Raw genomic sequence first — 12,950 nt, forward strand, 5'->3', positions numbered from 1 at the left:
TGTCAGGTCAGCAGGGGCAGCACCTCCGTGCCCAGCCTCCATACGTTCTCCTCGGTGGCCGCGAGGTCGCCCGAGCCCTCGACGAGCAGCGCGAAGCGGGTGATGCCGGTGCGCTCGGACGTGGCGGCGAGCCGGTCCGCGGCGAGCCGGGGCGTGCCCACCGGGTGCAGACCGCAGAGGAGTTCGGTGTACGCCACCGGGTCGCGCATCGCACGGCGCCGGCCGTCGACCGTCACATGGGCGTCAAGGCCCTGCTTCAGCCAGCCCGGCATGGCCTTCAGGAGCGTCTCCGCGGCATCGGCCCCGCGGTCGGCGATCTGGGCGACCCCGGCCGACACATGGCCCGCGGCCGCCACCCGCTCCGGCGTGTGGCCCGCGGCGAGCGCCTCGCCGCGCCACAGTGCGACCATCTCCGCCTTCTCCTCGTCGCCGCAGTGCATCCCGAGCAGCATCGGGAGCCCGCGCTCCGCGGCCAGCTTCACGCTCCGCGGCGATGTGCAGGCCACGATCACCTCCGGGCAGGCGTCCTCGGGACCGCCGTCCAGGATCTCCGCCGGGCGCGGCACGACCGGGACCTCGCGGAAGGTGAATCGTTCCCCCTGCGCGCCGACGCGGGGCTCGCGCAGCCAGCGCAGGAGCAGGTCGAGCGATTCCGGGAAGCCCTCCTCGTACGCCGCGAGGCCCGAGCCGAACACCTCCAGGTCGACCCAGGGGCCACCCCGCCCGACGCCGAGCGAGAAGCGCCCGCCGGAGGTGAGGTGCAGCAGCGCGGCCTGCTCGCCGAGCGCCACGGGGTGCCCGGTCGGCAGCACGCTCACCGCGGTGCCGACCCTGATCCGCCGGGTGCGCCCGAGCAATAGCGCCGCCAGCGTCACGGCGGACGGACACACGCCGTACGGTACGAAGTGGTGTTCGGCGAGCCAGACCGCGTCGAGCCCGGCCTCCTCGGCCACCTCGGCGGACCTGACCGCTCGATGGAGCGTTTCTCCCTGCCCCTGGCCCGGAAACTGGGCCGCCAGTACAAAAGTGCCCACACGCATCGCCTTGTGCCTCCTTGCGGCCGACGCGGCTCTCCCCCTCGTCATGGCAAGAACGTCTGACAAGTGCCAAAGGCACGGGCAGCCGCCAACTTTTTGCGATTGTCCGCTAAGAGTCCCTCGAACGGGTGACGGCCTGCCCTCCCTCCCCGGACGGGTACCCCGACCGCGTGGGCCTAGGCTGGAGAGAAACGTCCGCCCGCCCCGTGAGGTGTCTACGTGTCCCCGCGCCGCAACCGCCCCAAGGGCGGCGAGAAGCCGACCGAGTCCGAGAGCCGGCCGGGCGGCGGTGACCGCTTCGGCCTCCAGGGCACCGAGTCGTGGCAGGGCGAGGAGTGGTCCGTCCGCCATGTGGCGGGCGCCAGCGCCGCCGGCAAGCGGTACCGCTGCCCCGGCTGCGACCAGGAGATCCCCTCCGGCGCCCCGCACTTGGTGGCCTGGCCCGAGTACGGCGGCGTGGACGAGCGCCGGCACTGGCACAAGGCCTGCTGGAACGCGAAGGACCGCCGCACCACGCGGGTGCAGCGGTCCAGGAACGCGCCCAAGTACTGAGCGCGGTCCGCGACACGGGCGGCCGGCTCCCCAACGCCCTTACACGTCGCGCTGCTTGAGGGTGAAGAGCGCGCCGCCCAGGGCAACGGCGGTGATCCCCGTGATGATCCACAGCGAGTCCCAGCCGGACGGCCCGGAGCCCGAGATCGAGCCGCCGTAGAAGCTGATCAGCTGGCTGGGGATCGAGTAGTCCATGAGGAAGGTCCGCAGGTCGGTCAGCGACTCGGAGGCCATGAACAGGGCGAGCACCAGCGGCAGCAGCACCACGCCCACCATGATCGTGATCGCCCCCGCGGAGTGCCGGATCAGCGCGCCGACCGCGAGCGACAGCAGGCCCAGCATCGCGATGTAGAGCCCGACGCCGAGTGTGGCCCGCAGCCACTCGCCGCCGGTCGGCGCCGGTGCCCACGGCACCATCGCGGTCTGGAGGATCCCGACGAGCGCGGCGCACGCCGTCACGATGACGAACGTGATCAGGAAGAACACGACCGACTTCGCGGCGAGGATCCGGCCCCGGCTGGGGCAGGCCGTCAGCGTCGTACGGATCATGCCGGTGCCGTACTCGGAGGTGATGGTCAGCACCCCGAGGGTGATCACGCAGAGCGAGCCGAGGATCACCCCGAAGGAGCCGAACGCCAGGGCCGACGTGCCGGTCTCCTCGCGGTTGTCGGCCGCCCGCACGATGGTGGCGACGAGCAGGCCGAGGCCGACCATGAGCACGATCAGGACGCCCAGCGTCCACAGGGTCGAGCGCACCGAGCGGATCTTGGTCCACTCGGAGGCGAGCGCGTCACCGAAGGTGGCCCGCCGCACCGCGATGGGCGAGGTGTACGAGCCGAGCGAGCCGGCCGGCGCCTGCTGGACGGGCTGCTGCTGGTAGGGGGTGGTCATCGGCTGTCCTCGGACGTCGTCGGGGCGGCAGGCGCGGCCGGGGCCTGCGGAACCGGGGGAGCGGCGGGCGGCTGCTGGACCGGCGGCTGCGCGGGCGGGGCCTGCTGGACCGGCGGCTGGGGCATCGGCGGCTGCGGCGGGCCCGCGTACGGGTTCTGGCCGGGCGGCGGCGGGGCGTACCAGCCCTGCTGGGGCACCTGGGGGAGCTCCTGCGGCGGCACGTACCCGGGCGGCATCACGGGCTGCAGGCCGGCCTTCTGGTCGGTCGTCGAGCGGTAGTCGACCGCGCCCTGCGTCATCCGCATGTACGCCTCTTCGAGGGAGGCCTGGTGCGGGGAGAGCTCCCACAGGCGTACGTCCGCCTCGTGCGCCACATCGCTGATCCGGGGGAGCGCGAGCCCGGTCACACGCAGCGCGCCGTCCGGCTCGGGCAGGACCTGGCCGCCCGCCTCGGTCAGCGCGGAGGTGAGCTTCTCGCGCTGCGCGGGCTCCGTCGCCGGTGTGCGGACGCGCGCGAAGTCCGCCGAGTTGTGGGAGATGAAGTCGGTGACGCTCATGTCCGCGAGGAGCTGACCGCGGCCGATCACGATGAGGTGGTCGGCGGTCAGCGCCATCTCGCTCATCAGGTGCGAGGAGACGAACACGGTGCGGCCCTCGGCGGCGAGCCGCTTCATCAGGTTGCGCACCCACAGGATGCCCTCGGGGTCGAGGCCGTTGACCGGCTCGTCGAAGAGCAGCACCTTCGGGTCGCCGAGGAGCGCTGCGGCGATGCCGAGCCGCTGGCCCATGCCGAGCGAGAACCCCTTGGAGCGGCGCTTGGCGACGTCCTGGAGGCCGACGACACCGAGCACCTCGTCGACCCTGCGGGCCGGGATGCCGGAGAGCTGGGCGAGCGAGAGCAGGTGGCTGCGGGCGCTGCGGCCGCCGTGCACCGCCTTGGCGTCGAGCAGGGCGCCGACCTGGCGGGGGGCGTTGGGCAGGTCGCCGAAGGGGTGGCCGTCGATCGTGACGCGGCCGGCGGTCGGCCGGTCGAGGCCGAGGATCATGCGCATGGTGGTGGACTTCCCGGAGCCGTTGGGCCCCAGGAAGCCGGTGACCGCGCCCGGCCGCACCTGAAAGGAAAGGTTGTGTACGGCTGTCTTGGCGCCGTAGCGCTTCGTCAGGCCGACTGCCTCGATCATTCTCCAGCCCCATCGACGGTTTGGGTCGTCGGGGCGGTGTCCGGCGCGCGGCCGGCATGCCCCCGTATGAGTGAGGAGCTTATCCAGGCCTTGACGGTTCCGGCTAAGTCGTGATCTCTGGGCCCCCGCCCCCCGCGCGGCTCAGGCGTCCCGCTTCCTCAGCACGAGGTAGCCGCCCGCGAGCGCCGCGATCACCCACAGGACCATGATGCCGAGGCCGACCCAGGGGCCGTACGGCGCGGGGTCGCTGTTCATGGCGTCCGGCACCACCTGCATGATCTGCGAGCCGGCCCGGTCCGGGAAGTAACGGGCCACGTTCTTGGCGCCCGGCACCGCGGAGAGGATCTGCGAGATCAGGAAGAAGAACGGCATCAGGATGCCGAGCGACAGCATCGAGCTGCGCAGCATCGTCGCCACGCCCATCGAGAACAGGGCGATCAGCGCCATGTAGAGCCCGGCGCCGACGACCGCGCGCAGCACGTTGGGCTCGCCGATCGTGGTCCGGTGCGGGCCGAGCAGCGCCTGGCCGAGGAAGAAGGCCAGGAAGCTGGTGATCATGCCCACGATGAGCGCGAGCACCGTCGCCACCGCGACCTTGGAGAAGAGGAACGTGGCGCGCCGCGGCACGGCGGCGAGCGAGGAGCGGATCATGCCGGAGCTGTACTCGGTGCCGACGACGAGGACGCCGAAGACGACCATCGCCAGCTGGCCGAGGATCATCCCGGAGAAGCTGATGAACGTCGGGTCGAACGTCAGCCTCTCCTCCGGCTTGAGGTCGTCGAACTGCGACTTCATCAGGGCGCAGAGCGCCGCGCCGATCGCGACCGTGACGATCAGGGCACAGGCCAGAGTCCAGGTGGTGGAGGAGACCGTACGGATCTTGGTCCACTCGGATTTGAGGACCGCGGGTACCGACGCCATGGTTCAGACCCCCTTGCCCTGGTCGCCCGCGCCCCAGTTCGGCGCCGGCGGCCCGCCGCCCCATCCCGGTGGCGCGGCCTGCGGCCCGCCCGGGGTGGTCGCGCCGTGTGCGTGGTACTCCACCGAACCCGCCGTCATCTGCATGAACGCCTCTTCGAGCGAGGCCTGCTGGCCCGAGAGCTCGTGCAGCACGAGCTGGTGCTGCGCGGCCAGTTCACCGAGCGCCTCGATCCTGCCGTTGTCGATTTCGACGGCGCCGTCGCCGGTCTGCGTGTACGCGATGCCCGACTGCTGCAGCACCTCGATGAGCCGTTCCCACTGGGGGGAACGCAGCCGCACGAAACTCCGGGAGTTCTGCCGGATGAAATCCGCCATCGATGTATCGGCGAGCAGTCGGCCCTGCCCAATGACGATCAAGTGATCGGCCGTGAGGGCCATTTCGCTCATCAGGTGAGACGAAACGAAGATCGTCCGGCCTTCGCTCGCGAGCTGCTTCATCAGATTGCGGATCCAGTGAATTCCCTCGGGGTCCAGACCATTGACGGGTTCGTCGAACATCAGGATCTCGGGGTCTCCGAGGAGCGCGGAGGCGATTCCGAGCCGCTGCCCCATGCCGAGCGAGAACCCCTTCGCCTTCTTCTTCGCCACCGCCGTCAGGCCCACCGTGTCGAGGACCTCGGAGACCCGGGACGCCGGGATCCGGTTGGACTGGGCCAGGCACAGCAGGTTGTTGTACGCGGTACGGCCGCCGTGCATCGCCTTGGCGTCGAGCAGCGCCCCGATGTACTTCAGCGGCTCAGGAAGGTCGCGGTAGTGCTTGCCGTCGATGCGTACGGTTCCGCTGGTCGGGTTGTCCAGATCGAGCAGCATGCGCATGGTCGTCGACTTGCCGGCTCCGTTGGGTCCCAGAAAGCCGGTCACCACGCCCGGTCTGACCTGGAAGGACAGCTGGTCGACGGCGACCTTGTTGCCGTAGCGCTTGGTGAGACCCTCTAGCTCGATCATGCGGCTACGCTAGACGTCGACAAAGCCCCCCGCCACCGGAATGGCAGGGGGCTTCGCGTTTTTCTGCCGCAGCCCACGGGGGAAGGGCTGCGGTGACTAGCGGGACTGCTGCGCCGGAACGCCGCGCGAGACGGGCTCGTCGTCGACCGGGGACCCGGCGGCGGCCACGGCCGCACCGGTCAGCGTCGCGAGCATCTCGCGGACGTTGGTGAGCTGCGCGTTGATCGAGTCGCGGCGGTTGGTGAGGGCCGCCAGCTCGCGCTCGGATTCCGAACGGATGCGGTCCGCCTTGGCGTTGGCGTCGGCCACGATGTCCTCGGCCTGGCGCTGCGCCGTCTCCACCGTCTGGCGCGCACGGCGCTCCGCGTCCGTGCGCAGCTTCTCGGCCTCCAGGCGGAGCTGCTCCGCGCGGTGCTCGATCTCCGCGAGGCGCTTCTCCGCCTTCGCCTGACGCGACGCCAGGTCACGCTCGGACTGCTCGCGGCGCTTGGCGAGGTTGGTCTCGAAGTCCGCGGCGGCCTGGGCGGCCTTGGCGCGGGTCTCCTCGAAGAGGGCGTCCGCCTCCTCGCGCTTGGACTGCGCGTCCTTCTGCGCCTCGGAACGGAGCTGAGAGGCGTCACCCTTCGCCTTCTCGACGATCCGTACGCCCTCGTCCTCGGACTTCGCCTTGCGCTCGGAGGCGAACGACTCGGCGTCGTTGCGCACCTGCTGCGCGGCGGACTCGGCGAGTTCGCGGTGCTGCTCGGCGGCCCGACGGGCCTCCTCGCGCAGGTCCTTCGCCTCTTCCTCGGCGAGCCGCAGGATCTTTTCGACCCGCGCACCCAGACCCGCGTACGACGGCTCCGCGTCGTTCACCTGGGCCTGGGCGTTCTGCGTTTCGAGGTGGAGCTCCTCGATGCGCTTTTCCAGAGAAGTGATCCGTGCCAGAGCACTGTCACGGTCGGCGACGAGCTTGGTAATGCGGTCATCCACCTGACCGCGGTCGTAACCACGCCGCACGAGCTCGAAGCCGAAGGGGGAGGAAGTGTCGCTCATGGGGTTCCTGTCGAATGAGACCGGTGAGGTGATAGGGGGAATCCTAGGGGCCCAAGCGGCGTGTCATCGAGCGGATGCCCGTTTGATCTGGAGAATGTCCAGCCTTTTGAGTGGCTAGCCCTCCGAAGACTTGCCACTCGAACGTGTTGCCCCGGCCGCCGCACCTGCCTTGACACCTGCGGAAGAACCGCCGCCAGAGCCGGATTTGCCGCCCGCGCCCGGCGCCTCGAATGATTCCAACGCCTCAAGTACGTCCTGGACACGGGAGATCTCGGCATTGATGTCCTGCCGGCGCCGCACCAGGACGTCGAGTTCACGCTTGCCCTCCTCGACCGTGCGGCGCGCCTCCGCCGCCGCCTCGTCACGCAGCGCGGTGGCCTCGCGGACCAGCTCGGCCTTCTTGGTCTCGGCCTCCTTGAGCAGCGCCTCCGCCTTCTTCACCGCGGCGATGCGGACCTTGTGCGCCTCGGAATCGGCGTCCGCCACCAACGACTTGGCCTTCGCCTGCGCCTCGGTGGTCTGCTCGGTCGCGGCCTTCACCAGCTTGTCGACGCGCTCGCCCGCCGTCTTCATCTGCTCGGCGCTCTCGCGGCGGGCCCGCTCGTGCAGCTCCTCGATCTCCGCCTCGGTGCGCGAACGCACCTCCTCGGTGCGCTCCCTTATGGCGGTGGCGTCCGCGCGGGCACCGGCGAGCAGCTCGTCCGCGTCCGTACGGGCCTTCTCCACCAGGGAGTTGCCCTCCACCGTCGACTCCGCGACGATCCGCTCGGCCTCCTTGCGGGCCGCGCCGACCATCGTGTCGGCCTGCTCCTCGGCCTCGGTGGCGGCGCGCAGCGCCTCCTCCTGGGCCTTGTTGATGAGCTGGTCGGCCTGCTCCGCGGCGTCCGAGCGCCGCTTGGCCGCGGCGGTGCGGGCCTCGTCGAGCAGCCGGTCCGCCTCCTCGCGGGCCTCGGTACGCGTCTTCTCCGCGGCCTCGTCGGCGCGGGCACGGTTCTTCTCGGCCTCGGCCCTGATCCGCTCGGCGGCCTGCTGGGCCGAGCCCACCGTGTCGGCGGCCTCCGCGCGCAGCCGCTCGGCCTCGCTGCTCGCCTCCCCGATGAGCTGGTCGGCCTGGGCCGCCGCGTCGGAGCGCCGCTTGTCCGCGGCCCGGCGTGCCTCGTCGAGCAGCCGCTCGGCCTCGGCACGGGCCTCGCTTATGGTCTGCTCCGCCTCGGCGTTGGCCGCGCCCAGCGTGGAGCCCGCGTCGGAGCGCGCCTCGGTGGTGACCAACTCGGCATACGCGTTCGCCTCGTTGGTGGTGCGCTCGGCGTCCGCCAGCGCCTTGCTCGTGACCCGCTCGGCCTCCTCGCGGGCGGCCGTCGTGGCCTGCTCGGCCTCGGCGAGGGCCGCGCCGGTGACCCGCTCGGCCTCCTCGCGCGCCGCGGCGCGCAGCGCGTCCGCCTCGGCCTGGCCCTCGACCCGTACCTGCTGGGCCTCGGTGACCAGGCGCTCCGCCTCGGCGCTCGACTCGGCGGCGAGCCGCTCGGCCTCCGCCGTCGCCTCGGTGACCAGGCGGTCCGCCTGGCTCGCGGCGTCGGAGCGGATCCGGTTGGCGTCCTCGCGGGCCTCGGCCCGGGTGCGCGCCGCGTCCTGCTCGGACGAGGCGAGCGCGTCGGAGGCCTCGGTGCGCATGCGCTGCGCGTACTCGGCGGCGTCCGAACGGGCCTTCTCCGCCTCGGCCATGGCGTCCGTGACGGTCCGCTCGGCCAGCGCCTTCGCGGCCTCGGACTCCTCCTGGGCACGGGCCCGGACGCGGCCCGCGTCCTCGCCCGCGCGCTCGCGCTCGGCGTGCGCGTCGGCGCGGACCCGGTCCGCCTCCTCCTGCGCCTCGCTCGTGGTGCGCTCCGCCGCGTGCTCGGCGGCGCTGCGCAGCCCGGCGATCTCCTGCTCGGCCTCCTCGCGGAGCCCGGCCACGGAGTCCCGTACGTCCTTGGCGGTCTGCTCGGCCGTCGACACCAGCTCGGTGGCGCGCCGGTCGGCCTCCTCGCCGAGCCGCTGCGCCTCGGTCTGCGCCTCCTCGACCCGCTTGCGGGCGGAGGCGAGCAGTTCCTCGCTCTGCTCACGGGCCTGGGCGCGCTCGGATTCGGCCTCGGCGCGCGCCGAGCCCAGCGTCTCCTCGGCCTCGCGGCGGCGCCGCACGGCCTCCTCCTGGGCGGCGGCGAGCGCCTCGGCGGCCTCGGCGGCGACCCGCTCGGCGGCGGCCGCGGCCTCCGCGCGCATCCGGTCGGCGCTCTCCTGTGCCTCGGACTTGAGCCGCTCGGCCTCCGCGGCCGCCTCCGTGCGCAGCCGGACCGCCGCGCTCTCCGCCTCCGCGCGGGCGCTGGAGGCGTCGGACGCGGCCTCGGTGCGCAGCCGCTCGGCCTCCTGCTCGGCCTGCGCCTGGAGCGTACGGATGCGCTCGGCGGCCTCGGTGCGGATCCGCTCGCTCTCCTCGGCGGCCTCGCGCCGGATCCGCTCGCCCTCGGCACGGGCGTCGGTCAGGGCCTGCTCGGCCGCGGTGTGGCGCTGCTCGGCCTCGGTGTGCAGCCGGGCCAGCTCCTCGGCGGCCTCGGCCTGGCGGGCCGCTATCGCCCGCTCGGTCTCCTCGCGCAGCCGGACGGCGGCCGCCTCGGCCTCCGTCGTGGTCTGCTCCGCCTGCTCCTCGGACTCCGCGCGCATCCGCTCGGCCTCGGCGCGCGTGCGCTCCAGTGTCTCCTCGGCCTGCTTGCGCAGCGTGTTGGCCCGCTCGACCGCTTCGTTGCGCACCCGCTCGGACTCGTTGCCCGCGGTGGTGCGCAGCTCCTCGGCGTCGGCCTTGGCCTTGGCCAGCAGCTCCTCGGCGGTCCTGGCCGCCTCCTCGATCTGCTGGACCGCCTCGCGGCGCGCCTCGCCCCGGATCCGCTCGCCCTCGGCGACCGCCTCGGCGCGCAGCTGCTCGGCCTCGCCGCGCAGCCGGCGGGCCTCCTCCTGGAGCTCGACCGTCTTGGCCCGGTACTCCTTGGTGTCGTCCTTGGCGGCGCCCTTGAGCTCGTCGGCCTGCTCGGCGGCCTCCCCGCGCAGCCGCTCGGCCTCGGCGTCCGCCTCGCGGCGGATCCGCTCGGCCTCCTCGGACGCCTTGCGGGTGGTCTCCCGGGCGTCCTCGGACGCCTTGGTCAGGACCTCTTCGGCGGTACGCGCGGCCTTGGCGAGCTGGGCCGCGGTGTCCTCGGCGGCGCTGGTGCGGGCCGACTCGGCGGCCTCGGTGCGCAGCCGCTCCGCCTCCGCCTTCGCGTCCGCGAGCGCCTGCTCGGCCTCGGCCTTGAGGGTCTCGGACTCCTTGGTGGCCTCCGCGACGAGCCGCGCGATCTCGGTCTTCGCGGTCCTGGTGCGCTGCTCGTTGGCGGACTCGGCGCTCGCGACCTGCTTGGCCGCGGCCTCCTTCGCCTCGGTGACCGCCCGCTCGGCCTCGGCACGCGCCTCGCGCAGCGCGGCCTCCGCCTCCTGCATCCGCTGTTCGGCGGCGCGGCTCAGCTCGGCCGCCTGCTGGCGGGCCTGGGCGGTCTCGGCGCCGGTCGTCGTGCGCAGCTGCTCGGCGTGGGAGGTGGCCTCCTGGGCCTGTGCGGACGCCGCGTTCAGGAGCCGCTCGGCGTCCTTGCGGGCGCGCAGCAGCGTCGCCTCGGCCTCGGCGCGCGCCGACTCGGCCTCGGAGCCGAGCCGTTGGCGGGCCTCCTCGGCGATCCGGGTGGCCTCCGCGCGGGCCGCGGCGAGCGACTGCTCGGCCTCGGCGCGGGACTCCTCCATGAGCCGGCGGGCCTGCGCCTCGGTACGGGCCCGCAGTTGCTCGGCCCACGCCACGTTCTCGTTGACGTGCGACTCGACGGTGGCCCGGCGCTCGGACAGCTCCTGGTCGAGGCGCTGGCGCCGGTTGACGGCCTCGGCGTGCAACTCGGCCTGGAGCCGCGCCTGGTGTTCGGCGTGCTCCTGGAGGATGCGCTGGGTCTGGGCGCGGGCGTCCCGCAGCTCGCGCTCGGCGTCCGTGCGCAGCTGCTCGGCCTGCATCTGGGCGTTGCGGAGCAGCTGTTCGGCCTGGTAGCCGACGTTCGCCGTGTCGTAGGCGGGACGGGTCGCGAGATTGCGGCGCGCCTCGTGGAGCTTGGCGCGCAGCACTTCGACCTGGTAGCCGAGATCCTCGGCGTGCTGAACGGCCTTCTCCCGCTCGGTCTTCAGCCGCTCCATCTCGGCCTCGAACCGCGAGAGGTGGTCGTCAGGCCGGTGGCTCTGGCTCTCCTGGCGTTCGTAGCCCCGCACTGCGCGGTCCCATCCGTCCCCTGGTCGCGAACACTGCCCGTACGAGCACCGTCCGACCGCACACGACGGACGGGGCCCCCGGTGAATGGTGTCAGATCAAAACAGGGGCGTGGGTCTCAGGCCCCGACCCGACCCCGGCCCGGAACCGCCCACTGTACCGGGCCGAGTATGCGGAGGCCCGGCCTCCATCTGTGCGGGCTCAGTGGGCGGCGGTGTCTGTGTGGTCCTGGGGGGCGGAAGTGACGAGTTCGGTGAGCACGCCGTGGCAGTCCTTGGGGTGCAGGAAGGTGATCTGCGAGCCCATCGAACCGGTGCGCGGCTGGTCGTACAGGACTCGTACGCCCTTGTCGCGGATGGCCTCGGAGTCGGCGGTGACGTCGCCCGTGCCGAAGGCGATGTGGTGCACGCCCTCGCCGTTCTTGGCGAGCCACTTGCCGACGGCGGAGTCCTCGCGGGTGGGCTCCAGGAGCTGGAGGTAGGAGGCGCCGCCGTCCGAGGTCTCGTTGATCTTGAGCATGGCCTCCCGCACGCCCTGTTCCTCGTTGACCTCGGTGTGGAACACCTCGAAGCCATAGGTGGCACGGTAGAACTCGACGGTCTTGTCGAGGTCGAAACAGGCGATCCCGATGTGGTCGATTCGCGTCAGCATGGAACCAGTGCAGCGCCCCCGAGGGTGGTTACGCAACGTGCGCGCCATCACACCGGCTGCCCGATGACGTGGGGAGGTACCGCTCAGTACGCTCCGAGTAAACCCTCGTTCACATCTCCCTAAGGGCCGTGCCTCATGTCTGGAACGACCGGTACCACCTCAGTGATCGTCGCGGGCGCCCGTACGCCCATGGGCCGTCTGCTCGGCTCCCTCACGTCCTTCTCCGGCGCCGATCTCGGCGGCTTCGCCATCAAGGCGGCCCTGGACCGGGCCGGCATCGGCGGGGACCAGGTGCAGTACGTGATCATGGGCCAGGTGCTCACGGCCGGCGCCGGCCAGATCCCGGCCCGTCAGGCCGCCGTGAAGGCCGGCATCCCGATGAACGTGCCCGCGCTCACCGTCAACAAGGTGTGCCTCTCGGGTCTCGACGCGATCGCCCTCGCCGACCAGCTGATCCGCGCCGGCGAGTTCGACATCGTGGTCGCCGGCGGCCAGGAGTCCATGACCAACGCCCCGCACGTGCTGCCGAAGTCCCGCGAGGGCTTCAAGTACGGCGCGATCGAGATGCTCGACTCGATGGCGTACGACGGTCTGACCGACTCCTTCGAGAACATCCCCATGGGAGAGGCGACCGAGCGGCACAACACCCGCCTCGGCATCACCCGCGCCGAGCAGGACGAGATCGCCGCCGCCTCCCACCAGCGCGCCGCGGCCGCCCAGAAGAACGGCATCTTCGAGGCCGAGATCACCCCGGTGGAGATCCCGCAGCGCAAGGGCGACCCGGTCCTGTTCGCGAAGGACGAGGGCATCCGCGCCGACACGACCGTGGAGACGCTCGCCAAGCTGCGCCCCGCCTTCACCAAGGACGGCACGATCACGGCCGGCACCGCCTCGCAGATCTCCGACGGCGCCGCCGCGGTCGTCGTGATGTCGAAGGCCAAGGCCGAGGAGCTGGGCCTGGAGTGGATCGCCGAGATCGGCGCCCACGGCAACGTGGCGGGCCCCGACAGCTCGCTCCAGTCGCAGCCGTCGAACGCGATCAAGCACGCGGTCGGCAAGGAGGGCATCACGGTCGAGGACCTCGACCTGATCGAGATCAACGAAGCCTTCGGCGCGGTCGCCGCGCAGTCAATGAAGGACCTCGGGGTCTCCCCGGAAAAGGTGAACGTGAACGGCGGCGCCATCGCCCTCGGCCACCCCATCGGCATGTCCGGCGCCCGCGTGGTCCTGCACCTCGCCCTGGAGCTGAAGCGCCGCGGCGGCGGTGTGGGCGCCGCGGCCCTGTGCGGCGGCGGCGGCCAGGGCGACGCTCTGATCGTGCGCGTGCCGGGCAAGTAACCCCGGAAGCGATTCCTGACCCTGCGGTGCGTACGC

General features: G+C 72.2%; 9 protein-coding genes and 1 pseudogene. 2 read left to right on the plus strand and 8 right to left on the minus strand.

Features of this window, described 5'->3' with window-relative positions; genetic code table 11:
• Positions 1–2: 2 nt before the first annotated feature.
• Positions 3–1,040 carry an LLM class flavin-dependent oxidoreductase gene (locus tag OOJ98_RS20790; protein ID WP_267056432.1) on the minus strand — a complete coding sequence of 346 codons (1,038 nt, stop codon included), beginning with the start codon at positions 1,038–1,040 and terminating at the stop codon, positions 3–5.
• Positions 1,041–1,256: 216 nt separating this feature from the next.
• On the opposite strand from OOJ98_RS20790, the gene OOJ98_RS20795 reads away from it, so the two are divergent.
• A complete protein-coding gene (locus OOJ98_RS20795; protein ID WP_267056433.1) occupies positions 1,257–1,589 on the plus strand; it encodes an ATP/GTP-binding protein in 333 nt (110 codons plus the stop codon).
• A 39-nt stretch (positions 1,590–1,628) separates the two neighbouring features.
• Here the strand turns inward: OOJ98_RS20795 and OOJ98_RS20800 are convergent.
• The 7 genes and pseudogenes from OOJ98_RS20800 to mce all read right to left on the minus strand — a co-directional run.
• Positions 1,629–2,426, minus strand: a pseudogene (locus tag OOJ98_RS20800) (ABC transporter permease); the annotation flags it as partial.
• 50 nt (positions 2,427–2,476) lie between these two features.
• The gene (locus OOJ98_RS20805; protein ID WP_267056434.1) at positions 2,477–3,661 is read right to left on the minus strand and encodes an ATP-binding cassette domain-containing protein; all 1,185 of its coding nucleotides are present in this window, start codon (positions 3,659–3,661) and stop codon (positions 2,477–2,479) included.
• 141 nt (positions 3,662–3,802) lie between these two features.
• The gene (locus OOJ98_RS20810) at positions 3,803–4,582 is read right to left on the minus strand and encodes an ABC transporter permease (protein WP_267056435.1); all 780 of its coding nucleotides are present in this window, start codon (positions 4,580–4,582) and stop codon (positions 3,803–3,805) included.
• Positions 4,583–4,585: 3 nt separating this feature from the next.
• The gene (locus OOJ98_RS20815; RefSeq protein ID WP_267056436.1) at positions 4,586–5,587 is read right to left on the minus strand and encodes an ABC transporter ATP-binding protein; all 1,002 of its coding nucleotides are present in this window, start codon (positions 5,585–5,587) and stop codon (positions 4,586–4,588) included.
• Between the two features lie 96 nt (positions 5,588–5,683).
• Entirely contained in the window at positions 5,684–6,622 is a 939-nt protein-coding gene (locus OOJ98_RS20820; RefSeq protein ID WP_267056437.1) for a cellulose-binding protein, read from the minus strand.
• Positions 6,623–6,736: 114 nt separating this feature from the next.
• Positions 6,737–10,927 (minus strand): polarized growth protein Scy, encoded by a 4,191-nt coding sequence (scy, locus tag OOJ98_RS20825; RefSeq protein ID WP_267056438.1) that lies wholly within the window; start codon positions 10,925–10,927, stop codon positions 6,737–6,739.
• Positions 10,928–11,126: 199 nt separating this feature from the next.
• On the minus strand, positions 11,127–11,576 hold the full coding sequence (mce, locus tag OOJ98_RS20830) for a methylmalonyl-CoA epimerase (protein WP_267056439.1): 450 nt from the start codon (positions 11,574–11,576) through the stop codon (positions 11,127–11,129).
• A 135-nt stretch (positions 11,577–11,711) separates the two neighbouring features.
• On the opposite strand from mce, the gene OOJ98_RS20835 reads away from it, so the two are divergent.
• Complete coding sequence (locus OOJ98_RS20835) at positions 11,712–12,914, plus strand: acetyl-CoA C-acetyltransferase (RefSeq protein ID WP_267056440.1); 1,203 nt, start codon at positions 11,712–11,714, stop codon at positions 12,912–12,914.
• The last annotated feature ends 36 nt before the right edge of the window (positions 12,915–12,950 follow it).

Origin of the sequence: Streptomyces sp. NBC_00083, from assembly GCF_026343295.1 — a bacterium.
Taxonomy (GTDB): domain Bacteria; phylum Actinomycetota; class Actinomycetes; order Streptomycetales; family Streptomycetaceae; genus Streptomyces.